This window comes from Streptomyces anulatus, assembly GCF_000721175.1.
Classification (GTDB): domain Bacteria; phylum Actinomycetota; class Actinomycetes; order Streptomycetales; family Streptomycetaceae; genus Streptomyces; species Streptomyces anulatus_C.
The window spans coordinates 121,165-147,600 of record NZ_JOEZ01000015.1 but is presented as its reverse complement, the minus strand read 5'-3'; the positions used below and the strand labels follow the sequence as shown (position 1 = coordinate 147,600).

Genomic DNA, 26,436 nt, shown 5'->3' with positions numbered 1-26,436 from the left:
CGGGGAGCCTCACCGCCTCAGCTCCGTACGCCCCCGTCCCAGCCCGGCCCCCCGGCCCCGCGCCTCAGGAGTGCTGTTGCACCGCAGAAGGATCTTTCAGTGCGCCGCCGCCACCATGGCGGCGGCTGTCCTGCCCGCCTCCACCCGGGCGGTGGCGGCGACGCAGGGTCCCACCGACTACGCGACGGCCTTCTGGGCTCCGGCCGCTCCCGCCAACTACACCGTGCCCTCCAGCCCTTCGGAGCGTCGGGTCGACCGCGTCGTCATCCATGTCGCCCAACAGTTGTTCACGCCGACCGCGGGCATCTTCCGCACCCCCTCCAAGCAGGTGTCGGCCCATTACGTGGTGCGCTCGGGCGACGGCCACGTCGCCCAGTGCGTACGCGAGAAGGACATCGCCTGGCACGCGGGCAACTGGAGCTGGAACACCCGGAGCATCGGCATCGAGCACGAGGGGTGGGTGGACCGCCCGGAGTTCTTCACGGACGTCATGTACCTGCGGTCCGCCAGGCTCACCGCGGACATCTGCGAGCGCCACGGCATCCCCAAGGACCGGCAGCACATCGTCGGCCACCATGAGGTACCGGGCAGCGACCACACCGACCCGGGCGTCCACTGGGACTGGGAGCGCTACCTCAGGCTCGTCGGCGACGTCACCTGAGGCACCACCCGAGTTCCGTCCCGCACACCGAACCGCGCGGCGTCCTCCGGATGCAGGTCCAGGCGGTCGTGCGCGTCGAGAAGAAGGTTGTCGCCGCGACGGGTCATGCTCCCGGAGTAGTGGCCCATCGACGCCCGGTGACGATCACCGGAGGATAGTCCTGGTCCGGTTCTTCGCCGGGCGGCAGATAGGGCGCCGCCGACAAGTGGGCGCGCCCGTCGGAGGCGGCGAACTCGTCAGCGTACAGAGTTCCTTAGCCCGGCCGGTCCGGCTCGGGGCAGGGCCAGGGCACGGCCCTTCGAGGCCCACGGCACGGGGGTCGGCCACGATCAGGGAGGCGCCTGCAAGCACCCTTGAAGGAGGCGGGCGCCGTTCCGCCCCGCGCAGGGCGGTCCGGGCTCCGCCGGTACTCCTCCGCGTCGATCTCACCACGCACCGGTCGCTCGCCAGGATCTCGGGATTCGTCCTCCTCGCCGTTACCGCTGCCGGCGCGGGAGCCCTGGCGGCCACCGCTGTCCGGCAGCGCGCCCGGGCGGCGGCAGACACCTGACCTCGGCTGCGGGACCGCTCATGGGGGGCCTCGCGGTGACCCGGTGATTGGGCCGTTCGGCCCCTTTCCGGGCCTGGGTGGCCGTAGCCGCCGGTTCCTTCCGGAGGTTGGTATGGAAGACATGAACGCCGACCAGGGACTCCTCGTCGCCACCGGGGTACGCAAGATCTACCGGACGGGATCCGTGGAGGTCACCGCCCTGCTCGACCTGGATCTCGTCGTACGTCGCGGGGAGATGGTCGCCGTCATGGGACCGTCCGGTTCCGGGAAGACCACGCTCCTGAACTGTCTGTCCGGGCTCGACGACATCGACGCCGGCCGGGTGGAGGTCGACGGCCATGACCTGTTCGCGATGTCGGACGCGGCGCGCACGGAACACCGGGCGCACACCATGGGGTTCATCTTCCAGGCATTCAACCTCATCCCGGTCTTCTCAGCGGTGGAGAACGTCGAACTGCCCCTGCTCCTCGTGGGCACCCAGCCGCGTGAAGCGCGTCGCAGAGCGCTGGAGATGCTCGACCGGGTGGGCCTCGGCCACCGGGTCGAGCACCGGCCGAGCGAGATGTCCGGGGGCGAGCAGCAGCGAGTGACCATCGCCCGCGCCCTGGCTGGACGCCCGGCCATCGTGTGGGCGGACGAACCGACGGGCAACCTCGACAGCGCGATGGCCGACCAGGTCATGGACCTGCTGTGCGAGCTCAACCAGGACGAGGGCCAGACGATCGTCCTGGTCACCCACGACAGCGCCGTCGGCGGCCGCGCGCCCCGGCTGATCCGCATGCGTGACGGGCAGCTGGTCGACGACGTCCGCCAGACCGTCACGGCCCGAGCCCCCGTCCCCGACGCCCCTTGGGGCTGACCATGTACCCGAACCTCCTCATCCCACTGCTCGCCGCCTTGGCGCTCGCCCTCGCGGCGCTGGTGCTGGTCGGCGTCCGCCAGCCGGTGTCGCGGCGGCTGGCCTTCCGGCAGGTCGCCCGCCGACGCACCGAGGCAGCACTGGTGATCGGCGGATCGATGCTCGGAACGGCCATCGTCATCGGGGCCCTGGTCGTCGGCGACACCCTGAACTTCTCCGTACGGCAGGAGGCGTACAGAACCCTGGGGCCCGTGGACGAGCGGGTCGTGGCACCCCCCGGCCCGGCCGGGCGTGCCGTGACGGAACGGATGGCCTCCCTGGCGAGCGATCCCGACATCGACGGAGTGCTGGACGCCCAGGCCACCCAGGCATCGGCGGTCAGCGGTGCCGGCGACCGCACGGTCGCCGAGCCACGCGTCCTGGCCTGGCAGATGGACTTCGACAAGGCGGCGCGGTTCGGCGCGCCGGGTGGAGACTCCGGACTCGGCGGACCGAATCCGAAGCCCGGCGAGGTCATGGTCAACGAGCCGCTGGCCCGCTCCCTGAGCGTGGAGGCGGGGGACCCGGTCACCCTGTACCTGTTCGGAGTGCCGGGGACGTTCCGGGTCGAGCGGGTGGTGCCGGAGGAGGGCCTGGCCGGTGTAGGCCTCGGCGGCAGGATGAACCGCAACCTTTTCCTGGCACCGGGGACCCTGGACTCCGCCGCCCGGGCCACCGGCGCGGAACCGCGCTCAGTCACCTTCGTCTCCAACCGAGGCGGCGTCGAAAGCGGCGAAGCCCTCACCGGCCAGGTGACAGCCGACATCCGGCAGGCTCTGGGCCCGCTCGCCGGAAAGACGGAGATCGAGACACCGAAGCAGACCGTCCTGCGCGACGCGAGGCAGGCCGGGGACTCCCTCGGCGCGCTGTTCCTCATGATCGGCAGTTTCAGCATCATCGCCGGCGCACTGCTCCTGGTGAACATCTTCGTGATGCTCGGCGAGGAGCGGAAGTCCCAGATGGGCATGGTGCGGGCCGTGGGGATGAAGCGCTCGCGGCTGGTCGGGGCGTTCACGCTCGAAGGGGCGACGTACGCGTTGCTGTCCGCGCTGCCGGGCGTGGCCATCGGAGTCGCCGTCGGCTGGGGCGTCGCTGTGGTGGCCGCGCAGATCTTCCAGGGGTGGTCGGTCGGCGGAAGCAGCATCCGCATCGCGTTCGCCGTCACCCCCACGAGCGTCCTCAATGGCCTGGCCATGGGCCTGCTCATCGCCTTCGCCGCCGTCCTGGCCACCAGCGTGCGCATCAGCAGGTTCAACATCATCGCCGCGATCCGCGACCTCCCTGCCACGCCCGGACAGGGACCGCGCCGCCGGCTGCTCGCGGTCTCCAGCACCCTGGCGCTCCTGTGCGCGCTCGTGGCCATCCCCGCCGTGGCACGCAGCCAGCCCGACGCAACGTACCTCATGCCGGCGCTCGCGCTCGCCTTCTCCACTCCCGCGCTGCTCCGCATCCTCCCCCCTCACACCGTGACCACCTCGGTCGCTGGGGCCGTCCTCGCGTGGACGCTCCTGGCGCCCGTCGTCCGCCCCAGGATCTTCGACACACCCTCGATGTCCGTGTACGTCATCCAGGGCGCCTTGGCCGCCTTCTCCGCAGTGGTACTCGTGAGCGACAACCAGAAGTCGCTGCTGCGCCCCGTACGGCGGCTCCTCCAGCGCCCGACGGAGGGCGGCCTGGCGGCGCGGCTCGCCGTCGCGTACCCGCTGGCCAAGCGTTTCAGGACCGGCGTGACGCTGGTGATGTACACGCTGATCGTGTTCGTCCTGGTGCTCCTGACGGAGATCTCGGGGATCATCAGCGCCGGCGTCGACGGAGTCGTCGCCGATGCCACCGCCGGATACTCCCTGCGGCTGGACTACAACCCGCAGGTCGCCGGCGACCGGCTGCTCGCCGATCTGCGCGGCGGCCCGTCCGCCGCGGGGATCGCCGACGTGACACCGCTGCTCAACGCCACAGGGCGAGCCACCGATCCGGGACACCGCAGCCCCCAACCGCTCGACACCGCCGTCGTCGGCGTGCCCGACGGAGCGATCACCGGCATCACATTCCGGGAGCGCCTGCCCGGACTGACCAACGACACCGCCGTGTGGCAAGCCCTCGCCTCCGATCCCCGCTACATCGTGCTCGACGGCCTCTTCGGCAGCACCGGCGGACCGGCCGGCGACTACTACGACCCCGGCGACACCCTCACCCTGACCGACCCCCGCACGGGCCGCAGCGAACAGAAGGTCATCGCCGGTGTACTCAGCAACGGGTTGGTCTTCTACCCGGGTACCGGCGCCAGTTCGACCACCTACCCCGTGGTGATGAGCGAGCAGGCGACGCGCGAGCTCTTCGGTGCCCAGGCCCAGAGCGCCTCCGCGCTGGTGAGAACCAGCCCCGGAACCTCCCCCGACGCCCTGGCGACCCGACTGCAGGGCGAGCAGCTCTCGTCCAGCCTGGTCGCCACACCCATAGAGTCGGACATCCGCCAGCAGTTCGACTCCAGCACCGCCTTCTTCCGCCTCATGCAGGGCTACCTCGCGCTGGGCCTCGGGGTGGGCATCATCGGCCTCGGCGTCGTCATGGTCCGAGCCGTACGCGAACGCCGCCGCACCATCGGAATTCTGCGGGCCCTCGGCTTCCGGGCACGGACGGTCCAGCGGTCCTTCCTGTGGGAGAGCTCCTTCATCGCCGTAGAGGGAATCGTCCTCGGATCGCTGCTGGGCGTGCTCACCACCTGGCTGATGTACAGCAACAGCGCCGCATTCGAGGGCCTCGAAGGAGGCTTCCCTGTCGAATGGACCAGCATCTGCGGCCTGGCGGCAGCCACGTTCACCGCGTCGCTCCTGGCCACGATCGGGCCGGCACGCCGCGCGGCCGCCATCCGCCCCGCGCTCGCGGTCCGCGTCACCGAATGAAGGGCACCCCTCTCGGACCGGGTCGGCGAGCGCCGACGACCGACAGTCGGCGGGGTGGGTGGCCACATCCGCGAGGTTGCCACCCACACCCTTGACTCGCTGGGCCGGGTCACGTCGTCTCCGACGGCGCTGCGGAGCCGACCTCGGGTCCGAGCGGATCGCGTCTGCCGACCACCTCTCGGCGTCCGAAATGCTCGACTGGGCGCCGGACCGGCTCGCAAGGACGGCAACGCCCCGCAAGCCTCACTGCCCTTGGCAGTAACCGGCTGAACGGCGGTGACTCCTCCTCAGGAGAGACGTCTGCGCGGGCGCGGTGCCGCCCGGTTCCGTACCAGGTTGAGGATCTCTACGGATGCCCGCACGAGACGGCGTGTGCGAGGCTCCTTCCGAGGCCGCCGTGCCCTCCCGGACACCCATACCGCCGCCGTACATCCCCCGAACAGCCGCGGCCCGGTGGCGGGATGGGCCCGGCGGCTCTCCCACCCCTCCCGCGTTCCCAGCCGTCGTGATCCCTCCATCGCCCAGCGGCGGGCGTCGCCCACGTTCTGGAGCGACACCATGAGACGGGTGGCCCTGAGGTGCCAGCCTTCGGCCCCATCCTGTCCGTCCTCATCGCGGAGTCCACCCGCCATGTCGCCGAGCAGGTCTGCCGTCTCCTGCGCGAACGGTCGCACGGGCGTGGCCCCCGAAAATGATCGGGCGGCGCGCACCGGGGGCTGGGGTGCCGGCGCGGCTGCGTGCGAGATTTCCAGAGCTCGCACGCACTGATGTCTGTTCAACCGATTGTGGACAGCAGGAGGAACTGCCGCCCGCGGTACGGATACTTCTGCCACCGGCTCACATGACTGCCGTGCCGACAAGGGGACCGTGGTGGCCGAGCCGGATTCGTCGGCTCTCTTGGGCGCCTGCGGGGCCTGTCACCACCGCGACCCGTCCGACCCGCCCGAGCGGCCCTTCTTCGGATCGGGGGAACCGTCGGCCCCATCGTTCTGCTCGTACTGCGTACGGTCGGAACCCTCGCGCCCTCGATCACCGCTGTCCGAGTCCCTGGCCGGGACCGGCCGACCTCGCGGTGCCGACGCCTGCTGCTCCGGCCGCCGGACCATGCGCTGCGGTGGACCGCCCTCTCCCGATGCGGTCTGGCGGTCGGGACCGGCGCCGGTCACGTCCCGTGCCTCCTGGTCCCGGGCGGCCATGCCGTACGAGCGCTCGCCCTCGGCGCCGCGGCTCTCCCGTTCCTCGTGGTCCGACGCGCTCCGCTCCTGCTGGTCCTGCCCGTGACGCGCCTTGCGCACGGCCCTGCGCTCACGACCACCCATCACGGCCGCGCCGATCAGCATGAGGAGACCACCGAGCAGAGCGAGCCCCACTCCGCTGCCGAGCCCGTCGCTGTCGCCGGTGACCGTCAGACTGCCCTCAGCCTGCCCTTGTCGCACCATCCAGAGGATGGCGAACCCGAGGGTGATGATTCCGGCGGTGAGGACCAGCAGTCGCGATCGGAACACCACTCCGAGAACCGCGAGGACCGCGCCGACCAGGAGAGGCAGGAACATGGACGCGAACAGTCCCGCGCCCGAGTCCGTCACGCCGGCTCCGGTGAAGAGTTCCCAGACTCGGAAGTCGTGTCCGGCCCGACCGTTGTACCAACTGCGAAATGGCGCCCAGAGCGCCGCGGCAGCGCCGACGACTGCCAAGATGAGTCCTATGGTGTTGCGGATACTCCGTGACATGCCGCTACCTCCCGGCAAGTCGGAATGATGCATGCAGAGCCCCGCATGCAGTACCTCGCCCCCATCTACGCTACGTCCGTCCCGCACTCCACGCCATGCGGCTCCGTACGAGATCGCGGGTTGCCCGGGACCGGCGATTTCGACCGTCCTGGTCGGTGAGTCCGGTGCCGCGGACACCCCGTTCGCCACCCAGGACGGTCTTCACCAGGACTCCAGGTGTTCGTGGCCGCCCGTAGGGCAAAAAACATGGGGCAGTTGTCTGCCACCTCCCGCCCGAGGAATTCGAGGCACGGCGCTACCAACCCCCAGGCACATCACGGACACCGCCTGAAACCATAGAAACCGGACGCTACGAAACTCGGGACCGCTCGGTGAGCGCGTCGAGGCTCGGCCGGATCGCCGCCGCAGCCGCGGCGGCGGCAGCGGCTTCATCTCCGGCCTCGATCGCCGCCATCAGTGCGTCGTGGGGTTCGGCGCCGCTCTCCTGGATCACGTCCTGGCTACGCAGCGCGTGCAGGCTGTCATGGAGTCGGCCGACGAAGAAGCGGTAGCACTCCAGCAGCACGCTGTTCCCCGCTGCTTCCACCACGGCCAGGTGGAAGTCCGCGTCGGCACGGGCGAAGTCCTCCGGCGCAGTGGCGTGATTTCGGGCAGCGAGCAGGCTGCGCAGCCGCCGCAGGTCGACTTCGGTGCGGCGCATGGCGGCGAGCTGGGCCGCCTGAACGTCGAAGCCGAGCTGGACCTCGAACACTTCGCGTACGTCGGCAGTCCCGAACCGTCGCAGCATGGGGGCCGGGTCGGTGGTGGAGACCACGTAGGTACCGGCCCCCTGCCGGGTCTCCAGTACGCCCAGGTGCACCAGGGCCCGTACCGCCTCTCGGACCACGGTACGACTCACTCCCAGCTCCTCGGTGAGCCGCTGCTCGGTCGGCAGCCGGTCCCCGATCACCCAAGTGCCTTGCGTCAGAGCTTCGTTGAGCTGGCCTACCACCTCGTCGACCGAGGACCTGCGGCCGATCATTCGCATGGGGGTTCCTTCGCCGGTTGCAATCTTCCAGCCCCACAGTATCCTGATCACCTGCTGTCAGTCATCAGTCATCATACAAATTTGGAGTCACCGTGAAGCAATTCATCACACCCGATTCCTTGGCATGGGCCGCACAGCTGCGCGAGGACACCGGGGCAGACGCCATGCCGTTCGCCCCGGCGGTCGTCACGCGCGGCGACACTGTGTGGCTTTCGGGCGCCACCGCCTATCCGCTCGTACATCAGCACCCCCACGACGAGGCCGAGCTCTCCGTGCCCGAGGGAATCGCGGAGCAGACCCGGGCCTGCCTGGAGAACCTGCTCATCGCGTTGAAGGCGGCCGGCGGCAACCTCCAGGACATCGTCAAGATCACCATTTTCAACACCGACATGGACGCCCAGAACGAGGTCAACCAGGTCTACGCGGAGTTCTTCGGCGCACACAGGCCGGCACGCAGCCATATCGGCGTCAACCGTCTGGTCGGCCCCGAGCTGAAGATCGAGATCGAGGCCGTAGCGGTACTCGGCTGACAGCGTGCGGCCGCTGGCTGACGGCGCGCTTCCCGATCAGGGCGCGCCACTCTCCCCTGCCTGCCCGGTAGTTCCTGCCTTTCCGCAGGATCAGATATTGCAGGAGCAAAAATGTCTCTCCACATTCCCGACTTCGACGGAACCGTCGTCGTGCGATCTGCTGACGCCGAATTGACAGGCGAGGGCGGCCCGGTGACCAACCAGTTGCTCGTCGACAGCTCCGCCACGGGCGGGGCGCTCTCCAGCATGCGTGTCACCCTCGGCAGGGGTGCCAACGGCGCCCGTCCTCACCACCACCGCAGGTCCGCCGAGATGTTCTACGTCCTCGATGGCACCGCCCAGCTCCTGTCCGGCGATCACGTGGTCACCGCGGAGCGCGGAGACGTTGTCGTCGTACCACCCGGTACACAGCATGCCTTCGCCGCCGCCCCCGGCGAGATCGCGAACATGCTGGTCATCATCACGCCCGGGGTGGAGCGCTTCGAGTACTTCCGCCACCTCGAGCGCATCCGCTACGGCAAGGTACCGCCAGAGAGCCTCCTCGACGTTCAGGAACTCTACGACTCCTATTTCGGAACGAGTCCTGTCTGGAACGCTGCGCGCGAACAACGATGTTCAGCGCAACAATGCCCGTGACGTGCGGATTTCCGGGTCCTCGAAGGTGACCAGGAGTTTGCGGGGTCTCCCCTCGCAGCGCGTGGCGTCGAAGGCACCGGCCAGGAACCGCAGCCCCGCCGCGTCCCCCACAACGAAGCGTGCCGTCGCGGCGAGCCCCGCCCGCCGGGCGCGTTCCCCGGCCGTCTGCAGTAGGGAGCTCGCGGTCCAGGCCCGCAGCCGAGGCTCCGGCGCGGGCAGCGGCGAGGGCGGCGGGCCCGGTGCCGGTGGCCACATCAAGCACACGCGGTGCGGGCCCGGTCGTGGTACGCCCGAGCTCGGCCTGGGAGCCCCTCCCGCGCGTACGAGACCGGAGGGGTGACCAAGTCGTACAGAACCAAGCCCGGAACTTCCGCCCCCTACCGCGGCGAGGTCGGACAACTTCTGCGGCAGGAGGCTGGTCTGCTGACCCATCAGGCCGTCACGCCCAAGGCTGAGGTCGCCGTCCCCCCGACGGGCCCGCGACCCAGCACACCTTTCCCCCGCCCCTTGGTCACAACTCCGTCACCAGCGGAACAAGTGGCTCCTTCGGTCGCATGCGCGCCGATACGTTCATGCCTCCACGTGCCACACAAGGGGAACACATGTCATATCAGCACCCCGACTGGGGGCAGCAGCCTTTCGCACCCGAACCGTCGAAGCCCGCCGGACCGAAGTGGGCGCAGAAGCGGATAGTGATCCCTGTCGGCGTCGGCCTGTTCGTCGCCGGCATCGTGGTCGGCGCCGCGGGAAGCGGCGGTACCGAGACCACCACCAGCGGCAAGCCGGCCCCCATCGTGACGAAGACGGTGACCGCCCAACCCGAGAAGCCGGCGGAAGACAAGGCCGACGACAAGCCGGCGAAGACTGAGAAGTCGAAGCAGGCCGCCGAGGAGAAGCAGGAGCAGCGAAAGGTGCCCGACTTCGTCGGCATGGGCCTCCAGTCCGCGCAGGACGCAGCGCAGGCGAAGGGCTTCTACTCGCTGAAGTCACACGACAGCACCGGCCGGGACAGGTTCCAGGCGCTCGACCGTAACTGGAAGGTCTGCTCCCAGAACGTCCAGGCGGGCAAGACGGCCCCCACTGACACCACTTTGGATTTCGGCGCGGTGAAGCTGAAGGAGGCCTGCCCCGCCAGCGACGCGAAGGCGCCTGAAGCGGTGGGCGGGAAGATGCCGGACTTCGTCGGGGAGTCCGTGAAGGCGGCGCGCGGCGCCTTGGACTCCGGTACGTCCATCACCGTCACCGACGCGGCGGAGGGTCGGATGGTTCTGGTGGAAAGCAACTGGAAGGTGTGTACCCAGTCGCCGCCCCCCGGGGCGGGCTTGAAGGGGCAACCGGTCGAGTTCACCGCGGTGAAGTTCGATGAGAGCTGCTGATGCGTTCCCGCACTGCTGCCGCGGCAGCCCTTCTCCTCGGCTGGGGCGCTGTTCCGAAGGAGGAGTGGTAGCGGCGGGGACGGCGGACCGAGCACGGATCTGCTGTTCCAGAAGCCCTGCGCGTGGCCGGACGGTCTGGAGGTCACCGTCGTCGGGGCGAAGGTGTTCGCGGACCACGGCTGACGGGTTCGGGGTGTTCCCCGAGTTCACCGGCACGTTCGAGCAGGCCGGGTGGGCGGCGCCTCGCCACTCGGCTTCCTGCTCGGCACCCTGCTGACGGCGGGCGCTTTCCCCTGCTCGGCGTACTCGGCAGCCGTCAGCTCCCCCACCAGCCCGGCCGCAGGCCGGCGGCGCTCGCCCGGCCGGCACCGCACCGGACGGCTGTGACCTCCGGCCGTCACGTGGTGGGGGCGTCACGCCTCCACTTCGCGGGCAGAGAGCGTTGTCGCGCAGCAGGCGGCCGGGTCCTGTCGTCATGCCGTGCGACGGCAGCCGGCGAGGAGGGTCGCGACCATGCGCTCGGCCTCGGTCCGGTCGTAGTCGGGGCCGGTGATGCAGAGGTTTCCGATGGCGCGCATGAGTGTGTAGGCGGTGATGCCGGGGCGGAGTTCGCCGGCGGCGGCGCAGGCGTCGAGCAGCGTTGCGCAGGCCGGGACCAGGGTGTCGAGCATGAGGGCGTGGAGGTTCTCCAGCCCCGGATCACCGGACCCCAGGGCGGCACCGAGACCGTGCTTGGTCACCAGGAACTCCACGAACGCGTCCACCCAGCGGGTCAGGGCGGTGAACGGGGAGGCCGACTCCTCCAGGAGCCGGGGCGCTAGTGCCGTGCAGGTGTCGATCTGGTGCCGGTAGACGGCGGTGACGAGGTCCGCCCGTGTCGGGAAGTTCCGGTAGATCGTGCCGACGCCGACGCCGGCGCGTTCGGCGATGTCACGGATGGGGGCTTGGACGCCCTGGTCCACGAAGACCGCCGATGCGGCCGCCAGCACGCCGCTTCGGGTGCGCTGCGCCTGTGCTTGGCGTACTCCGGCCGGTTCCGGCACGAGACCCTCCCTTTACTCGCGGAACATTGTTCCGCTAAATTGGCGGAACGACGCTCCGCCAAAGTATGGCAGAGCGGTCCCAGGGAGAAAGCGCAGGTTCCCCATGTCTTCCAGCCACCTCGACCAGCGGATCGTCGCGGTCAAGCCCATCACCGTTCCCGCGCCCGGCCGCGGCGTCGACCTCCAGGTGAAGGTCACCGCCCCGCTGTCGGGCCAGAACCTTCCTGTCATCGTGTTCTCCCACGGCAACGCATGGTCCCTGGACGGATACGAGCCCCTCGTCGACCGGTGGGCAGCCGCCGGATTCGTCGTCGTACAACCCACCCACCTGGACTCCCGCCGCAACGGCATCACATGGGACGACCCGCGCCCTCGGCGATGGTGAGCAGGCTCTTCGGGGACGGGCTGAGGTGGTAGGCGTCGGTGAACCACTCCGGTCCCCGGGTGGAGAGCTGGGACCGGTCCCTGCCGCCCGCGACGACGAGGGCAGGGGTGGTCATGGTGGAGTAGTCCGGCCTCATGAACGGAAGGTGTTCGGCGGCGAACGGGGTGAGGGTGTCACCGGTTCCGGTCGCGGCGATCAGCGCGCCGGCCGAGACGGCGAGCACACCCTGGGCGGCCTCGCCGGCGAGATGGCCGCCGAGACCACCGACGAGGACCCCGCCCGCGTCGCCCTCGTCGCCGACGCGATCTCCGCCTACCTCCAGGACGCCTTCAAGATCGACGACGCCGCCTGGGCCGCCCTCGGCGAGGCCGCCGCGGACAGCGATGGCACGTGGAGCATCACCGGCAGGTGAACCCGGCGAGGCCGCGCTGTCGACCGAGCCGGGTGCGGGCGGAACGGGCCCAGAGGTCCACACCGGCCGTGACTGCCTGCGCTACGCGGAATCCGCTGCGCGATTCCGAAGGCGGCGCGGGCTGCGACTCCGGTTCCGACGTGGCGTCCACCGTCGCGGCAGTCCTCCTCGGAGCCGCCCCGGACTCACGAAACTCCGCAACCACTTATGTGGTGATCGGTGAGCCGTGCCCGGCTCGCCGCGGTGGCAGGGCCGACCTTCGCGGTGCCGCGGCGATAGGCCCATCCTACGAGCGCTGCGGCGGGCTGTCGCCGAAGCGAGGCTTCCTCATGGCCGAGTGCGGCGACGGGGCCGGGCGGTATCGCCGACGACGGCGACGGTGTCCGGCCGGTCGCGAGGAGACGACGCCCCGAGTCGTGTGCGGAGCGTGGCGACGAGACTGCCCGTGCCGTCTTCGGTGAGCAGCGAGGAGAGGAGGTGGAACCGACCCGCGTGCACAGGGTGACGGTGAGGCGGCTAGTTTGCTCGGATGAGCCTTCTCCATGATGTGGCCGAGCGCGATGGCTGGCGATGCTGGGTGTGCGACGAACCGGTCGACCCCGACAAGTCGGTGAACGACCTGCAGGGGCCCAGTGTCGACAGCCGGACCGCCGACCGGAAGGCCAAGGTGGCCGAGCGGCTCGCACACCGAGGGTGCAACTCTCGCAAGGGTGCGGTCAAGGTGGTCATCGCCTGGCCGGACCGCCCGTACGTGGTCGAACCCGCGCCGCTGATCGCTGTTGCCTCCCGGCTGGAGCGCAAGGGGGGCCGTGAGATGGTGGGCCGTTGTCCGACCAGGCAGGACGCCCAGGAAGCGGCGGACTGGCTGGTGGACCGGTTCTCCCGACTGGTACCGGAGCTGCCGGTGACCGCGGACATCGAGCCGGGGGGCGGCCAGTTCCTCCTCGTCCTTGCCGCCGGCCGCCGCTGACCGGAAGTCACCACACCGGACCGGGCCCGCCTGGGCGTTCAATCCGTGGCCGGGACCTCCGTCGGCCGGATGCCGAGGGGGTGCCGCGGAGCGGTGAGCAGCTGCCGTGACGGCGCCTCCTCGACGAGGGCGCCGGCCTCCAGTACGGCGATGTGGGTGGCCAGTGCGGCCGTGGTGAGGTCGTGGGTGATCAGCACCAGGGACAGGTCGCCCCGCTCGCGTACCCGCCCGGCGAGCGTGTCGAGGATGGCCCGGCGGGTGACCGTGTCGAGGCCGGAGGTGATCTCGTCGCAGATCAGCACGCGCGGGCGGGCCAGCAGGGCGCGGGCCAGTGCGGCGCGCTGGAGTTCGCCGCCGGACAGGTGGCCCGGGCGACGGTGTACGAGGTCGTCGGCGAGGCCTAGGCCGAGGAGAGTGGACCGGGCTTCGGCCAGGGCGTCGGTCTCGGTCATCCCCCGTAGCCGCACCGCCGTCCGTGCCACCTGGTGCAGCACCGGGCGGTGTTCGTCGAAGGACGCCCCGGCGTCCTGGAAGACGTACTGGACTGCCGCGAGTTGTCGACGCGTGCGGTCCCTCAGGCTGCGCGGCAGAGGGGTGCCGTCGAGGTGGATCACGCCGTCGTGATTCCGGTGCAGGCCGGCCAGGCAGCGGGCCAGGGTGGTCTTTCCGCTGCCCGAGCGGCCGACGACTGCGAGACATTGCCCGGCGTGGAGGGAGAGTTCGGGCAGTCGGAGCACCGCGGTCCGGCCGTGGCGGGCCGTCAGCCGGCCGACGCGGAGGACCTCGGCGCCCTCGGAGGCAGGCTCGATGCGGGCGGTCGGAGCCCCGGACGCCAGGAGTTCGGCCGTCCAGGGGTGGCGTGGTGCGAGCCACAGGCGTTCGGCCGGCCCGGACTCCACCACGTGCCCGTCCCGCAGGACCAGAACCTCGTCGGCGAGTGCGCGCACGACGTCCAGGTCATGACTGAGCAGGACGACGCCGATGCCTTCCCGGGAGACGGCGGCGAGCTGGTCGACGATGCCCCGCTTGGTCAGCGCGTCCTGACCGGTGGTCGGCTCGTCGGCCACCACCACCTTGGCGCCGAGCAGCAGCGCCTGCGCGAGGACGACGCGTTGCTGCTGGCCGCCCGACAGCTGGTGGGGAAAGCGGCGCAGCATCGCCGTGGCCTCGGGGAGCTGGGCCAGTGCCAGGGCCCGCAGGACCCGCGCGCGGACTGCGGCCCGGCGGTCCCGCCGCGGCAGGTGGCGTACCTGTGTGCGGGCGATGTCCCGCAGCAGGGCGCCGACGCGGCGTGCGGGGTTGAGTACGGCGCCCGGCTGCTGCGGGACGTAGCCGACCAAACCGTCCGGCACGCGTACGTCACCGCTCACGCGTGCACCGGCCGGATACTCCCCGAGCAGCGCCAGACCTGTGGTCGTCTTGCCGCTGCCGGACGCGCCCACGAGGGCGGTGATCCGGCCGGGGAGCACGCGGAGGTTCACTCCGTCGACGATCGCCCGGTCGCCGACGATCACCCGCAGGTTGTCGATCTCCGCGACCGCGTTCACGGGGTTCACGTCCGTTTCCTCTTCTTGAGTCCTGCGTCGACGAGCAGGTTGGTCCCCATGGTGAGGGCGATGATGAGCAGGGCGGGCACGACCACGGCCCAGGGCTGGACGTACAGTCCGGTGCGGTTGCGGTCCACCATCACCGCCCAGTCGGCCGCGTCCGGCTCGACGCCGACGCCGAGGAACGCCGCGGTGGCGACGAGGTACAGCACACCGGTCAGCCGTACGCCCGCATCGGCGGCGAGCGTACGCGTGAGGGACCTGCCGACGTAGCCGACGGCCGTGCGCCACCAGGTCTCCCCCTGCATGCGCAGTGCTTCGACCGCCGGGCGCGACGCGGCCTCCCCCGCCGCGGCCCGTACGATCCTGGCGGCGTCGGGGATGTTGACGAGGGCCACCAGCAGGGTGAGCCCGACGGCGCCCGGTGCGAAGACGGCGGCGGCGAGCAGGATCATCAGCAGCGACGGCACGGCGAGCAGGACGTCGAGGGGCCGCATCAGCAGTTCTTCGAGCCAGGTGCGGTGGGTGAGCGCGCTGAGGAGCCCGACGGGAAACGCCACGAGGTAGGCCAGGGCGGTCGCGGCCAGCGCCACGAGCACCACCGAGCGCCCTCCGAGCAGAACCTGGCGCCAGACGTCCCGGCCGACGAAGTCGGTGCCGAGCCAGTGCCCGTCGCCGAGGGTGAACGAGGCGGCGCGAGGCCCGGGCCCCCCTGCGAACATCGGTCCCAGGAGGGCCATGGCGAGGGGGATCCCGACGACGACGGCGCCGAGTGCGTAACGGGACTTCACGCGGCCACCTCCGAGCGGGGGGCGAGGCGGCGCGAGACCAGGTCGGCGCCGAGGTTGAGCACGACCGTGGCGACGCCGAAGACGACGGCGAGTCCCTGGACCACGGGCACGTCGCGTTCCGCGACGGCGTTCATCAGGACGGTGCCGAGCCCGGGGATCACGTACAGCGCTTCCACGACGATGACACCGCACAGCAGCCAGTCGACGGTCCGCGCCAGTTGCTGGGTGGCGGGCGCCAGGGCGTTGGGCAGGGCGTGCCCGTATCGGATCCGGAAGCCGGGGATGCCGTAGCGGCGGGCGTGTGCGGCGTACGGCGAGTCCAGCGCGTCGATCATGCCGGCCCGTACGAGGCGGGCCAGGGAGCACACCGGGCGGGAGAGCAGCACGAGCACCGGCAGCACCAGGGCGGCCGGGTGGGCGAGGAGGTCGGTGCCGTATCCGACGGCGGTCGGCGGGAGCCAGCCCAGGCGCAGCGCGAAGACGGTCACCAGCAGCACACCGAGGGCGAACTCCGGCACGGCGTACACGCCGAGCGTCACCGAGCTGACCAGACGGTCCACGGGCCCGCCCTCGTGGCGGGCGGTGAGAACCCCGAGGCCGACGCCTACCGGGACCAGGAGCACGACCGTCAGGGCGGCGAGCAGCAGGGTCGGTCCGAAGCCGTCCGTGATGTACGTGCTGACGGGCCGTCCGGAGGCAAGGGAGGTGCCGAAGTCTCCGTGCGCCAGCCCGGCGGCCCACGCGGCCAGGCGTTCGTGGGCGGGCCGGTCGAGATCCATCGCCTCGCGGATGGCGGCGATGCGCTCCGGGTCCGGCTGGTCGCCGGCGAGGGCGACGGCCGCGTCGCCCGGCAGCGCCTCGGTGAGGGCGAAGACGAGCAGCACGACGGCCGCCGTCTGCGCCACGCCGAGGAGCAGCCGCCTGGCGAGCCAGGTCCGTGGTCCGCTCACGTGAGCCATACCTTGTCGAAGCGCGCCCAGTCGAGGGAGTTGGCCGGGGCCTTGGTCTCGACGCCCCGGACGTTGCGGGCGGTGCCGAGGATCCAGTCGGCGAAGCCCCAGATCAGGAAGCCGCCTTCGGCGTGCAGGCGGCGCTGCATGCGCTCGTACACGGCGGTGCGGGCGGCCTTGTCCCTGGTGGACTGCGCCTGCTGGTACAGGGCGTCGAAGTCCTTGTGGCGCCACCCGGTGGCGTTGGTGGTGGAGCCGGTGAGCAGGCGCTGGGAGATGTGGGCCTCGATGGGCATGGCGCCGGAGCGGTAGGAGCAGATGGTGCCGGAGTCGAGGATGTCCTTCCAGTAGCTGTCCTTGCTGCCGGTCCTGACGGTGATGGTGACGCCCGCCCTGGCGGCCTGGTCGCGGAAGATGGTGGCGGCCTCGGTGAATCCGGCCGCGACGGGCGAGGTGTCGAGGGTGACTTCGAGGCCCTCGGCCCCGGCCTCCTTGAGGAGCGCCTTGGCCCGGTCGAGGTCCTGTTCGCGCTGGGGCAGGCTCGCGGCGTAGTACTCGTAGCCCTTGCCGAACAGGTCGTTGCCGATCTCTCCGGCGCCGGACAGGGCGCCGTCGACCAGTTCCCCGCGGTCGGCGATCAGGAAGAACGCCTCCCGTACCCGCCGGTCGTCGAAGGGCGGCCGGTCGGTCTTCATCGCGAACGACTGCATGGCGCTGTTGCGGAGCCGGATGATCTCGATCTGTCCCTTGCCCTCATGGGCGCGGGCCGTGGCCGGATTGAGTTCGTGTGCGTACTCGACCTGGCCGCCGAGGAGGGCGTTGACGCGGGCGGACTCCTCGTTGGCGACGACGAACTCCAGCTCGTCCAGGTAGGGGGCGCCGTCCCAGTGGTCCTCGTTGCGCTTGTAGACGGCGGATTTCCCCGGGGCGAAGGAGACGAAGCGGAAGGGGCCGCTGCCGACGGGACTCCGGTCGAAGTCCTGCTCGCCCTCCGGCACGATGTACGCGCCGAACGCGGCGAGCACATTGGGGAATTCGGCGGTCGGGCGCTTGAGGACGAACTCGACGGTCCGGTCGTCCGGTGCGCGGCTGGCTTCGAGGTCGATGGGCTCCAGGGAGGCCTTGGCGCGGAAGGCCTTCTTCGGGTCGGTGATGCGCCGGTAGCTGTACAGAACGTCCTGGGCGGTGACCGGCCTGCCGTCGTGGAAGCGGGCTTCGCGCAGTGTGACCTTCCAGCGGTCCAGGCCGGCGTTGGGCTCCCACGCGTCGGCCAGCCGCGGCCGGGCGGACAGGTCGGGGCCGTGGTCGGCGAGTTTGTCGAAGAGGGCCTTGGCGCGGGCCACGTCGGCGAAGAGGTTGGCGAGGTGCGGGTCGAGCGTCTCGCTCGCGCCGCCGCCGGCGAACGCGGCGCGCAGCCGTCCGCCGCGCCGGGGCTTGCCGTCTCCCCCGGCCTTGCCGGCGGCCGGCCCGGCGCCTGAGCAGCCTGCGAGGGCGAGGGCCCCGAGGCCGACGGCGCCACCGGCGGCGGCGAGCAGGCCCCGGCGGCGCAGGCCGGGGAGGAGTGGGTCGTTCACGGGGGCCTCGTTCACGGGGACTTCGTTCCTTGCGGCTTCGTTCACCGGGGTTTCGTTCCTGGCGGCTTCGTTCATGGCGGTGTTCCTTGCTGCGGCGCATGGGTGGATGGACACGTGGGGTGCTCAGGGGCGGGAGGCGGGGGTGAGACGGGCGACCAGGTGCAGCCGGTCGCCGTCGGCCGTCCCCGTGGGCAGGTCGCCCTCCTGCCAGGGCGGTTCGGTTCGCGGGCCCGGCCCGTCGTGCAGGGCGAGCACCTCGAAGCCGTGGGCCGCGAGGACGTGGCGCAGCTCCTGGGGGAAGAGCAGGCGCCATGCGGAGCGCTGCTCGGCCGGCGGAGAGCCGTCGTCGGCCGTCCACACCCGTGAGCGGCGCAGCAGTTGGGCGGTTCTGTCCACGGACAGGGTGGTGGTGGAGCGGTAGGCGGTGCCCTGCCAGGTGAATCCGTTGACGGCCGGAGTGTCGAGGAGGTCCGTACGGCCCAGGAAGAAGGCCCCGTTGCGCATCTCGGCGACGAGCAGTCCGCCGGGCGCCAGTGACCGGCGGCAGGACGCCAGGAAGCCGTCGAGCTGGTCGTTCGTGTGGCAGTACAACAGTGCGCTGTCCAGGCACACCACCGCGTCGAAGGCACACTTCCCCGCATCGAATCCGTGCAGGTCGGCCCGGACGTAGTGGGGGCCGGGGTGCTGGACGCGGGCGTACGCCAGCATCGCGTCGGACAGGTCGGCGCCGGTGACCGCTCGGCCGGAGCGGTGCAGGTGCGCGGCGTCGCGGCCGGTGCCGCAGCCGATGTCCAGGACGCGGAGGCCGGGGGCCCCGTACCGGCGGAGGCAGTCCTCGGTCCAGCGCCCGGCTATGCGTCCGGGGTCCGGGAAGCGGGCCTCGTACAGTGCGGGGTTGTCGGTGAGGAGGTTCGTGGTGGCGGTCATCGGTGGCGCGCTCCTCGTGCTGCCGCGGGCGCGGAGGCCGGTGCGGGTGCGGAGGCCGGTGCGGAGGCCGGTGCGGGGCGGGCGGGAAGAGCCCGGCGACGGTGCAGCCGGGCGACGCCGGCGGCGGAGGTGAGGCCGATGGCCAGGCAGCACGCCCACGGCAGCCACGGCTGGTCCGCGCGCTCGCCCGCGTCCATGGCCCAGCCGAGGAGGGCGTTGCCGACGGCGGCGGCGATGCCGGAGACCACGTAGAAGAGGCCGAAGTAGGTGCCGGTGAGTTCCGACCGGCCGAAGCCGGGGATCAGTTCCATCACGAACGGCTGGGCCGTCATCACGCCCAGGTGGAGCAGTACGGCACCGACCAGGACGGGCAGGGCGCGCCAGGCTGTCTCCGCGAGGCCGTCGGGGGGCGTGCCGAGTCCCGCTACGGCCATCGGCGGTACGAACGAGAGGGCCATCAGCCCGAGTCCGGCGCTGATCCAGCGCCCCCTGCTCCCCCGTTTCTTCAGCGTGCGGGTGATGCGCAGCTGAAGACCGAGGTGGGCGAGGGTGCCGACGAGGAAGACGAGTCCGGCCGCGCCTTCCCAGCCGGTCGCCCGCCGGGCCCCGTCGGGCAGCAGCAGGTACAGCTGGTTCTCCAGGGTGAACATGCCGACCATGGCCAGGGCGAAGGCGAGGAAGCCCCGGTTGCCGATCACCTCCCGCCAGTCGGCCATCACGCTGTTCCCGGTCGGTGCTACGTGCCGGGCCGGGAGCACCAGGGCCTGGGCGACGGTGAGCACCGCGAAGATCCCTGCCGCCGTGAGCGCCGAGGCGCGGAAGTCGACCAGCAGCAGGGCGCTGCCGAGCAGCGGCCCGATCAGGGCGCCGGTGGTGGCGAAGATGTTGAACAGGGCGAACGCCTCGGCCCTGCGCTCCCCTGCCTCCAGGGTGAGGTAGGCCCGTACGGCCGGGTTGAAGAGCGCCCCGGCCAGGCCGCTGAGCACCGAAGCGGCGAGGAGCACGGGCAGTCCGTCGCCGAGCGCGAACAGTCCGAAGCCGACGGTGCGCAGGGCGCATCCGGTGATGATGACGCCGCGCGCTCCGAGCCGGTCGGATGCCGTTCCGCCGATGAGGAACAGCCCTTGCTGGCTGAGGTTGCGCACGCCGAGCACGATGCCGACGACGGCCGACGACATCCCGAGGTTCTCGCTCATGTGCAGGGCGAGGTACGGGATCAGCAGGTAGAAGCCGGTGTTGACGCCCAGTTGGTTGACCAGGAGGAGCCGTATCGCGAGCGGGAAGCCGCGTATCTCGTGCCACGTCTTCATGCCGGAGCCTCGTCGGCGCCGCTCCGGCGCACCCCGAGGCCCGGGCCGCGGCCGGCGCGTACCGTGCCGTCGGCGCCGCCGATGCCCGTCCACGGATCGGCGGCGAGCAGCAGATGTCCGTCGAGGTCGACCCAGCGGGCGCGGTCGGCGAGGTGGACGGCGGGGGCGATGCCGAGGGTGCTGGCGGTCAGGCAGCCGAGCATCAGCTCGGTTCCGGTGCCGGCGATCAGGTCGGCGATGCGGAGGGCGGCGGCGACACCGCCGCACTTGGCGAGTTTGACGTTGATTCCCTGGACGCGTCCGGCGAGACGGCGGGCGTCCTCGAAGCCGACCGCGTCCTCGTCAGCGATGACGGGCAGCGGTGAGCGCTCCGCCAGTTGTGCCAGCGCCTCGGGGTCACCGGGGGGCAGGGGCTGCTCGACGGCCTCGACGCCCAGTTCGGCGTAGAGCGGCAGCAGTCGCTCGGACTCCTGGACGGTCCACGCGCCGTTGGGGTCCAGCAGCAGCCGGGTGTGGGGGGCGGCGGCACGGACGGCCCGTACGCGGGCCAGGTCCTCGGCCGGGTCCGGTGCGCCGGCCTTGAGCTTCAGGATCGAGAATCCGTCCCGTACGAGGCGTCCCGCCCGGTCTTCGGCCCGCTCCGGTGTGGTGATGCCGATGGTGCGGGCGGTCGCGGCGGAGGGCGGTGTTCCGTGGGGGCGCAGGAGCCGGTGTACGGGGACGCCCGCGCGCTTGCCGGCGAGGTCGAGCAGCGCCGCCTCGACGGCTGCCGTCACGGCCGGCGGGGCGGCGGTCCTCTCGGTGCCGGCCCGGAGGGCCTCCAGGGCGGTCTCGGGGTCGGCGAAGCGGGCCAGCCACGGGGACTCCGCGTGCAGCAGCCGCCCGAGGGTCTCGGCGTCCAGGCCGTAGTACACGCTGGTGACGGCCTCTCCGTGACCGCGCAGGCCCTCGTGCTCGATGGTCAGCCAGACGGCCTCGCGGGCCGCCATGGTGGAGCGGGATATGCGCAGCGGCTCGGTGAGTTCGAGGCGCACTGTGCGCTGAGCGGCCTTCAACGGTTCTCTTCCGGGGGCGCGGCGACCGGATCGGTGACCGTGCCGCACCGCGCCCAGCCGGTGGCCTCCACGGCCCTGGGGTGCGGTATCTCGACGGGGCTCGTGGCGGCGGAGGCCGGGTCGATGCCGTGGGTGGCGGCGAAGTCGTCGTCGAACACGCTGCCGAGGTAGCGGTGCGGCCCGTCGGGGAAGACCGTGGCGACCACCGCGCCCGGGTGGACGCGGGCGGCCCAGGCGGCGACGAGGGCGACGGCCCCGGTGCTCCAGCCTCCGCTGACGAAGGAGGAGCGGGCCAGCCGTCGGCACGCATCGGCGGCCTCGGCCGGGCCGACCCAGTGGACCTCGTCGAAGGCGTCGTAGGCGACGTTGCGCGGGTGGATGCTGCTGCCCAGGCCCCGCATCAGCCGGGCGCGGGCGGGCTGGCCGAAGATGGTCGAGCCGGTGGCGTCCACGCCGATGAGCCGCAGGCGGGGCCAGTGGCGGCGCAGTGGGCCGATGATCCCGGCGCTGTGGCCGCCGGTTCCGACGCTGCACACCAGCACGTCGAGGTGGTCGAGCCGGTCGACCAGTTCGGCCGCGAGGGAGGCGTAACCGGCCGTGTTGTCGGGGTTGTTGTACTGGTCGGGCCAGTAGGCGTCCGGGAGCCGCGTCAGCAGTTCGCGCAGCCGGGCCAGCCGGGCGGCCTGCCAGCCGCCCTCGGCCGCCGGACGGTCGACGAGCTCCAGGCGGACCCCGTGGGCGCGCAGCAGCTGCCGCATCGAGGGCTCCAGTTCGATGTCGCCGACCAGCACGACCGGGTGGCCGAGGGCCTGCCCGGCGAAGGCCAGTCCGATGCCGAGCGTCCCGGAGGTGGACTCCACCACGGGTGCGCCCGGGCGCAGTTCGCCGCGCTTCTCGGCGCCCAGCAGCATGGAGACGGCGGCCCGTGCCTTCATGCCGCCGACGCCGAGCCCTTCGAGTTTGGCCCAGAAGCCGGGCTGCGGGCACGGCAGGTCGGCGGTGACATGGGCGAGCGGGGTCCGGCCGACCAGGTCGAGGAGTTCCCGGTTGCCCGTAGTCGCCACGGTTCGGTTGCCCGTGGTCGCTGCGGTTGCGAGGACTGCCGTGGTCACAGGGTGCTCCCGTAGCGGTGGATGGTCCCCGGGCCGCCGTCCAGCCAGAAGAAGGGGTACGGCTCCGCGCACACGGCGCTGACTCCGGAGCCGATCAGGCGGGGCAGGACCGCGCTGCCGGTCTGCGCGAACATCACCAGGGGCGTGCCGTGGTGCTGGGCCCGCTGCCGCAGCGGCTCGAAGCTGCCGTTGCCGAGGACCATGCCGGAGGCGAGGACCGCGTCGCAGCGCTCCAGTTCCGCGAGGGCGTCGGTGCGTACGGGCTCGCCCCATTCGGTCGTGCCGCCCTTGAGGTCGCAGGGGATGTACCCGAGTCCGCGCGACCGCAGGGCCTCCAGCAGCGAGTTGACCACGCCGACCACGAGCACGGTTGCTCCGGGCGCGGCGTCGATCAGCTCGACCACGGCCTCGGCGCGCGCCCGGGACTTCTCCAGGGACGTACCTGCGGGCAGTCGGCAGGGCTGTGCGCCGTGGGCGGGGGTGTGCGGCAGCGTGTGCATGAGGTAGGCGTCGAGCGCGGCGACGCGGACCGGCGAAAGTTCGTGTGCCAGCAGGCCGGCGACGTCCGCGCCGACGCAGTCCTCGACGGCGCCGTCGGGCAGCGCTCCGGGCTCGACGGCACAGGAGCCCACCGCTTCGCCGAGGCGCAGGCTGAGCACTTCGTTGCGGTAGCCGGAACCGCGGCCTTCGTGCCGGACCGCCTGCCGGGTGGTGAAGGCCACCGAGATCCGCCGGGTGCGCGGGTCGGGGCCGAGGAGGCCGGCCAGGACGCGCTCTTCGAGGTCGTCGTACGAGGTGGCCAGGGGGCCTGCGCCGGTGAGGGCGGTCATCGGGTCACCACCCGGGGGCGCAACTGCGTGAGGAGGGCTTCGACGCTCGCGCGGGCGCCCGGGCCCCGGGCGTCTCCGGCCATGACGTGGCCAAGGTATTCGTTGTTGCTGCCCGCGGCCCTGACGGCCTTGCCGGGGTCGGCGAGCTGGAGTTCGAGCAGGCCCTCCGCCGCGCGGACCACGTCCGCGCCGTCGACGGTCTCCAGAACTCCGTCCTGGTCCGGCACCAGGAAGCCGATCGCCGCGCTGGTCAGTCCGGTGGCGCGGCGGCGCAGGTCCGGCTCGCGGCCGAGGGCCACGTCCACGCAGGCGGCGGCGAGGTCGATGCCGGTCACGTGCCGGACGAGCTCGGTGATGCGGTTGCCGGCCGGCCGGGGGTTGACCTCGACCAGGCGTGGTCCGGCGGCCGTCAGCTTGATCTCGGTGTGGGCGACGACCTCGTCCAGGCCGAGTGCCCCGAGTGCCTGACGCGCGGTCTCCTCCGCGGCCGCGGTGTCCGCGGCGTCCAGGGTTGCCGGGAACATGTGTCCGGTCTCGATGAACGCGGGTGCGCCGCCGACGCTCTTGTCGGTGGCGCCGATGATGTGCACGGACCCGCCGGACGACACCGTCTCGACGCTGACCTCCGGACCGTCGAGGAGCTCCTCGATCAGCACCACGGGAGCGCGGCGCTGCCCGCGGGCGTTGACGGGGAAGGCGGCGAGCGCGCGGTAGGCGTGCGCCAGGGCGGCCTCGTCGTCGACACGGCGGACGAACATCCCGGCGCACAGGTCCACGGGCTTGAGCACCAGCGGGTAGCCGATGTCGCGGGCCTCGGCGGCGACTTCGGCCCACTCCGCGCACACCGCGAAGCGCGGTCCCGGCACGCCGGCCCCGGCCAGGATGCGGCGGGTCGCGTCCTTGCGGCACGCGTTCCCGACCGCCTCGGGCGTGGGGCCGGGCAGCCCCAGCAGCCCGGCGATCCGGGCGGCTGTCGGGAGGTAGTAGTCGCACGAGGTGATCACGCCGTCGAAGCGCAGCGCCGCGTGGGCCTGCTCGACGAAGGACAGCAGCGCGTCGGTGCCGTTGGTCTCCGTGGTGAGCACATGGCGGGCCGCGAGGAGCGGGTGCGCCGTGCCCTCGGGGGCGGAGCGCAGGTAGTGGTGGAGGTCACGGGTGAGGAAGGTGAACTCGTGACCGGCCTCGCGCACGGCCCGTGGCAGCAGTCTGCTCATGGATCCGACCCAGCTCTCGACCATCAGCAGATGAGCCACGTTCTCCCCTTACACACAGCGCGGTTGAGGCATCGGGCGGTCAGGGCGACCGTGTCGCCGCTTGACCCAGCTGGACACTATCGATAATCGTTTTCATTGTCACCTAGCGGACCGGGGCTTCCTCGTTCCACCCCGCGTCAGGCGACAGGAGCCGACGCGCCCTCGCACCACCGCAGCCGTTCACAGGAGAGCCCATGCACCGTCCCTCGCACCCCTACACCGTGCGCCCCGCGACCTCGGCCGACGCCGAAGGCGCCCGCCGGGTCATGCTCGACACCTTCTACCGGGACTTCGGCTACGGCTACGTACCCGCGTGGCACCAGGACGTCATCGACATCGAGAGCACCTATCTGGACGACCCGCGCCATGTGCTGCTGGTCGCCCTGCACAACGGGGAGGTCGTCGCCACGACGGGTGTCCGCTCGGCGGGGCCGGCCTATCCGCCGCACCCTCGGTGGCTCGCCGAGCGCTACCCCTCGGGCACCACCGCCCAGCTCGTCCGGGTCTACGTACACCCGGATCACCGGCGGCACGGTCTGGCTCGCACCCTCGTGGACCGGGCCTGCGCCTTCGCCGCCGGGACGCCCGGCTACGACTGCGTGTACCTGCACACCAACGTCGACGTCGCGGGCGCCGAGACGTTCTGGCGCAGCATGGCGAAGGAGATCTTCGACGCCCGCACGACCGGGGAGCACGGGCCCGGTGTGGGGATCGCAAGGCGGAGGGTCGCCCCGATACTGGATGTATCGGGGTGATCCCGACAACGCGGCGAGCGTGCGTGCCAGGCGTCGCCGAGCAGGCGGGACTTCCGAAACACGCCTAGGGCAATGTCAACGCCCTCGGCATGCTGCGGGCGTTGACGCGTGAACCCGATTCCCTGGATGCCTTCCACACCGAGATCGAGGCGGCGGCCGGGGCGGACGCGCGCCTCGACGCGGCGTGGCGGGAGCTGCGGGCCGAGCCGGCCCGCCCGGAGGACGCCCAGCTCCGGGCCCGCCTGGTCATCGAACGGGCCGCGCTCGTGCTCCAGGGCTCCCTCCTGGTGCCCCACGCACCGGAGGCGGTGGCCGAAGCGTTCTGCGCGTCCCGCCTCGCCGGGGACCGGGGGCCGGCTTTCGGCACGCTTCCCGCGGGCACGGACTTCGCGGCCCTGCTGGGGCGGCTGCCCGCCTGACCGTTCCGCTCACGTCGCCGCCGGGCGGTGCGCGCCCGACGGCCGTCCCGGTCCGTCACGATCACCGAGGTAGGCGTCCAGCCCGGCGGCCCCGGCCAGCATCGCGCGCCCGCGGGCGGCCAGCCGGGCGTGCCAGTCGCACAGGACGGCCGCCAGCGGCTCCACGCCGCCGGCCGCCCGGACCTGGGCGATCAGCGGTGCGATCCGGTCCAGCCGGTAGCCGCCCCGCCTGAGCTGGTGGGCCAGGCCGGCGTCCCGTACGTCGGCCCCGTTGTACACCCGGTACCCGGTTCGCGGGTCGCGGCGCGGGGCCACGAGCCCGGCGCGCTCCCATTTCCGGAGTGTGGCGGGCCGGATGCCCAGCTTTCCCGCCAGCGATCCCACGAACATGTCTCCGGGGCCCGAGACGTCGTCGGCTGCGGGCGCGGCGCCGCCGGGTCGAAGGTCGCGGAGGGCCTTCTCGACGGCGTGCAGCGTCCGCCGGTCCTCCAGGAGCTGGGCATGGCTCTCGTCGATGAGGCGGAACGCCTCCTCCGGCTCGTCACGGTTCACCGCCCGCATGATCGCCGTCGCGGTCCCGTGCCCATGGCCGGGGACCAGAGAGAGGAACGCGTCGAGGGCATGCGCGTGCAGCGGTGTGTAGGTGCGGTAGCCATGAGGGGTACGCCCGGCGGCCGGGAGGATGCCCGCCGCCTCGTAGTTCCTGACGGCCTGCGTCGACAGTCCGTGCCGGCGAGCCAGGTCGACGGGCCGGAGGCGGTCGGCTGTTTGAGGGTTATGCCGCATGAGCCCCCA

General features: G+C 71.7%; 24 protein-coding genes and 2 pseudogenes. 11 read left to right on the top strand and 15 right to left on the bottom strand.

What is annotated here, in order from left to right:
• Positions 1-76 precede the first annotated feature (76 nt).
• From IG90_RS0118005 to IG90_RS0117990, 3 genes are all read left to right on the top strand, one after another.
• Complete coding sequence (locus IG90_RS0118005; RefSeq protein WP_030585129.1) at positions 77-661, top strand: N-acetylmuramoyl-L-alanine amidase; 585 nt, start codon at positions 77-79, stop codon at positions 659-661.
• 662 nt (positions 662-1,323) lie between these two features.
• Positions 1,324-2,070: an ABC transporter ATP-binding protein gene (locus tag IG90_RS0117995; protein WP_106972937.1), complete on the top strand. Its 747-nt coding sequence runs from the start codon at positions 1,324-1,326 to the stop codon at positions 2,068-2,070.
• Positions 2,071-2,072: 2 nt separating this feature from the next.
• Complete coding sequence (locus tag IG90_RS0117990) at positions 2,073-5,009, top strand: ABC transporter permease (RefSeq protein WP_030585123.1); 2,937 nt, start codon at positions 2,073-2,075, stop codon at positions 5,007-5,009.
• A 917-nt stretch (positions 5,010-5,926) separates the two neighbouring features.
• Here IG90_RS0117990 and IG90_RS40735 read toward each other — a convergent pair.
• Entirely contained in the window at positions 5,927-6,595 is a 669-nt protein-coding gene (locus tag IG90_RS40735; protein WP_051860117.1) for a hypothetical protein, read from the bottom strand.
• A gap of 493 nt (positions 6,596-7,088) precedes the next feature.
• The gene (locus tag IG90_RS0117980) at positions 7,089-7,766 is read right to left on the bottom strand and encodes a FadR/GntR family transcriptional regulator (protein ID WP_030585116.1); all 678 of its coding nucleotides are present in this window, start codon (positions 7,764-7,766) and stop codon (positions 7,089-7,091) included.
• A gap of 92 nt (positions 7,767-7,858) precedes the next feature.
• Here IG90_RS0117980 and IG90_RS0117975 point away from each other — a divergent pair, with 92 nt between their 5' ends.
• The 3 genes from IG90_RS0117975 to IG90_RS0117965 all read left to right on the top strand — a co-directional run bounded on the left by IG90_RS0117975 (position 7,859) and on the right by IG90_RS0117965 (position 10,308).
• Positions 7,859-8,296: a RidA family protein gene (locus IG90_RS0117975; protein ID WP_206433929.1), complete on the top strand. Its 438-nt coding sequence runs from the start codon at positions 7,859-7,861 to the stop codon at positions 8,294-8,296.
• Between the two features lie 111 nt (positions 8,297-8,407).
• A complete protein-coding gene (locus IG90_RS0117970) occupies positions 8,408-8,932 on the top strand; it encodes a cupin domain-containing protein (RefSeq protein WP_030585110.1) in 525 nt (174 codons plus the stop codon).
• 602 nt (positions 8,933-9,534) lie between these two features.
• On the top strand, positions 9,535-10,308 hold the full coding sequence (locus IG90_RS0117965; RefSeq protein ID WP_030585107.1) for a PASTA domain-containing protein: 774 nt from the start codon (positions 9,535-9,537) through the stop codon (positions 10,306-10,308).
• 473 nt (positions 10,309-10,781) lie between these two features.
• Here the strand turns inward: IG90_RS0117965 and IG90_RS0117960 are convergent, their stop codons facing one another.
• Entirely contained in the window at positions 10,782-11,351 is a 570-nt protein-coding gene (locus IG90_RS0117960; RefSeq protein ID WP_030585104.1) for a TetR/AcrR family transcriptional regulator, read from the bottom strand.
• A 103-nt stretch (positions 11,352-11,454) separates the two neighbouring features.
• On the opposite strand from IG90_RS0117960, the pseudogene IG90_RS0117955 reads away from it, so the two are divergent.
• A pseudogene (locus IG90_RS0117955) lies at positions 11,455-11,721 on the top strand (alpha/beta hydrolase); the annotation flags it as partial.
• On the opposite strand, the gene IG90_RS0117950 reads toward IG90_RS0117955, so the two are convergent.
• Positions 11,702-11,872, bottom strand: coding sequence for a hypothetical protein (locus IG90_RS0117950; RefSeq protein WP_411572628.1), 171 nt, complete (start codon positions 11,870-11,872; stop codon positions 11,702-11,704). The pseudogene IG90_RS0117955 and the gene IG90_RS0117950 sit on opposite strands and share 20 nt — an antisense overlap.
• A 9-nt stretch (positions 11,873-11,881) precedes the next feature.
• Between IG90_RS0117950 and IG90_RS43575 the strand changes: the two genes are divergently transcribed.
• Both IG90_RS43575 and IG90_RS0117940 read left to right on the top strand, forming a co-directional pair.
• On the top strand, positions 11,882-12,148 hold the full coding sequence (locus tag IG90_RS43575; protein WP_411572627.1) for a hypothetical protein: 267 nt from the start codon (positions 11,882-11,884) through the stop codon (positions 12,146-12,148).
• Positions 12,149-12,677: 529 nt separating this feature from the next.
• Entirely contained in the window at positions 12,678-13,118 is a 441-nt protein-coding gene (locus tag IG90_RS0117940) for a hypothetical protein (RefSeq protein ID WP_030585095.1), read from the top strand.
• 38 nt (positions 13,119-13,156) lie between these two features.
• On the opposite strand, the gene IG90_RS0117935 is transcribed toward IG90_RS0117940, so the two are convergent.
• The 10 genes from IG90_RS0117935 to IG90_RS0117890 all read right to left on the bottom strand — a co-directional run bounded on the left by IG90_RS0117935 (position 13,157) and on the right by IG90_RS0117890 (position 24,467).
• On the bottom strand, positions 13,157-14,665 hold the full coding sequence (locus tag IG90_RS0117935) for an ABC transporter ATP-binding protein (RefSeq protein ID WP_078585292.1): 1,509 nt from the start codon (positions 14,663-14,665) through the stop codon (positions 13,157-13,159).
• A 5-nt stretch (positions 14,666-14,670) separates the two neighbouring features.
• Positions 14,671-15,456, bottom strand: coding sequence for an ABC transporter permease (locus IG90_RS45925; protein ID WP_030585091.1), 786 nt, complete (start codon positions 15,454-15,456; stop codon positions 14,671-14,673).
• A complete protein-coding gene (locus IG90_RS0117925) occupies positions 15,453-16,415 on the bottom strand; it encodes an ABC transporter permease (protein ID WP_411572626.1) in 963 nt (320 codons plus the stop codon). The genes IG90_RS45925 and IG90_RS0117925 overlap by 4 nt, the downstream gene beginning before the upstream one ends.
• Positions 16,403-17,995 (bottom strand): ABC transporter substrate-binding protein, encoded by a 1,593-nt coding sequence (locus tag IG90_RS0117920; RefSeq protein ID WP_411572625.1) that lies wholly within the window; start codon positions 17,993-17,995, stop codon positions 16,403-16,405. Before IG90_RS0117920 ends, IG90_RS0117925 begins: the two co-directional genes overlap by 13 nt.
• 108 nt (positions 17,996-18,103) lie before the next feature.
• On the bottom strand, positions 18,104-18,907 hold the full coding sequence (locus IG90_RS0117915) for a class I SAM-dependent methyltransferase (RefSeq protein ID WP_030585082.1): 804 nt from the start codon (positions 18,905-18,907) through the stop codon (positions 18,104-18,106).
• Positions 18,904-20,217 (bottom strand): MFS transporter, encoded by a 1,314-nt coding sequence (locus IG90_RS0117910; protein WP_033894337.1) that lies wholly within the window; start codon positions 20,215-20,217, stop codon positions 18,904-18,906. The genes IG90_RS0117915 and IG90_RS0117910 overlap by 4 nt, the downstream gene beginning before the upstream one ends.
• Positions 20,214-21,272 carry an enolase C-terminal domain-like protein gene (locus tag IG90_RS0117905; RefSeq protein WP_030585077.1) on the bottom strand — a complete coding sequence of 353 codons (1,059 nt, stop codon included), beginning with the start codon at positions 21,270-21,272 and terminating at the stop codon, positions 20,214-20,216. Before IG90_RS0117905 ends, IG90_RS0117910 begins: the two co-directional genes overlap by 4 nt.
• Complete coding sequence (locus tag IG90_RS0117900) at positions 21,269-22,336, bottom strand: PLP-dependent cysteine synthase family protein (RefSeq protein WP_030585075.1); 1,068 nt, start codon at positions 22,334-22,336, stop codon at positions 21,269-21,271. Before IG90_RS0117900 ends, IG90_RS0117905 begins: the two co-directional genes overlap by 4 nt.
• A gap of 44 nt (positions 22,337-22,380) precedes the next feature.
• Positions 22,381-23,214 (bottom strand): hypothetical protein, encoded by an 834-nt coding sequence (locus IG90_RS0117895; RefSeq protein ID WP_030585067.1) that lies wholly within the window; start codon positions 23,212-23,214, stop codon positions 22,381-22,383.
• Complete coding sequence (locus tag IG90_RS0117890) at positions 23,211-24,467, bottom strand: ATP-grasp domain-containing protein (protein ID WP_030585064.1); 1,257 nt, start codon at positions 24,465-24,467, stop codon at positions 23,211-23,213. The genes IG90_RS0117895 and IG90_RS0117890 overlap by 4 nt, the downstream gene beginning before the upstream one ends.
• Positions 24,468-24,661: 194 nt before the next feature.
• Here IG90_RS0117890 and IG90_RS0117885 point away from each other — a divergent pair, with 194 nt between their 5' ends.
• Both IG90_RS0117885 and IG90_RS0117880 read left to right on the top strand, forming a co-directional pair.
• Complete coding sequence (locus IG90_RS0117885) at positions 24,662-25,222, top strand: GNAT family N-acetyltransferase (RefSeq protein ID WP_030585061.1); 561 nt, start codon at positions 24,662-24,664, stop codon at positions 25,220-25,222.
• Between the two features lie 68 nt (positions 25,223-25,290).
• Positions 25,291-25,641, top strand: a pseudogene (locus tag IG90_RS0117880) (DNA alkylation response protein); the annotation flags it as partial.
• A gap of 9 nt (positions 25,642-25,650) precedes the next feature.
• Here IG90_RS0117880 and IG90_RS0117875 read toward each other — a convergent pair.
• On the bottom strand, positions 25,651-26,427 hold the full coding sequence (locus IG90_RS0117875; RefSeq protein WP_030585055.1) for a TioE family transcriptional regulator: 777 nt from the start codon (positions 26,425-26,427) through the stop codon (positions 25,651-25,653).
• Positions 26,428-26,436 lie beyond the last annotated feature (9 nt).

Coding starts and splice junctions, on each gene's coding strand:
- IG90_RS0117970 (WP_030585110.1), top strand. CDS start 8,408: ATGTCTCTCCACATTCCCGACTTCGACGGAACCGTCGTCGTGCGATCT.
- IG90_RS0117885 (WP_030585061.1), top strand. CDS start 24,662: ATGCACCGTCCCTCGCACCCCTACACCGTGCGCCCCGCGACCTCGGCC.
- IG90_RS0117995 (WP_106972937.1), top strand. CDS start 1,324: ATGGAAGACATGAACGCCGACCAGGGACTCCTCGTCGCCACCGGGGTA.
- IG90_RS0117895 (WP_030585067.1), bottom strand. CDS start 23,214: ATGACCGCCCTCACCGGCGCAGGCCCCCTGGCCACCTCGTACGACGAC.
- IG90_RS0117950 (WP_411572628.1), bottom strand. CDS start 11,872: ATGAGGCCGGACTACTCCACCATGACCACCCCTGCCCTCGTCGTCGCG.
- IG90_RS0117915 (WP_030585082.1), bottom strand. CDS start 18,907: ATGACCGCCACCACGAACCTCCTCACCGACAACCCCGCACTGTACGAG.
- IG90_RS0117990 (WP_030585123.1), top strand. CDS start 2,073: ATGTACCCGAACCTCCTCATCCCACTGCTCGCCGCCTTGGCGCTCGCC.
- IG90_RS0117910 (WP_033894337.1), bottom strand. CDS start 20,217: ATGAAGACGTGGCACGAGATACGCGGCTTCCCGCTCGCGATACGGCTC.
- IG90_RS0117965 (WP_030585107.1), top strand. CDS start 9,535: ATGTCATATCAGCACCCCGACTGGGGGCAGCAGCCTTTCGCACCCGAA.
- IG90_RS0117940 (WP_030585095.1), top strand. CDS start 12,678: ATGAGCCTTCTCCATGATGTGGCCGAGCGCGATGGCTGGCGATGCTGG.
- IG90_RS0117925 (WP_411572626.1), bottom strand. CDS start 16,415: ATGGCTCACGTGAGCGGACCACGGACCTGGCTCGCCAGGCGGCTGCTC.
- IG90_RS0117980 (WP_030585116.1), bottom strand. CDS start 7,766: ATGCGAATGATCGGCCGCAGGTCCTCGGTCGACGAGGTGGTAGGCCAG.
- IG90_RS0117875 (WP_030585055.1), bottom strand. CDS start 26,427: ATGCGGCATAACCCTCAAACAGCCGACCGCCTCCGGCCCGTCGACCTG.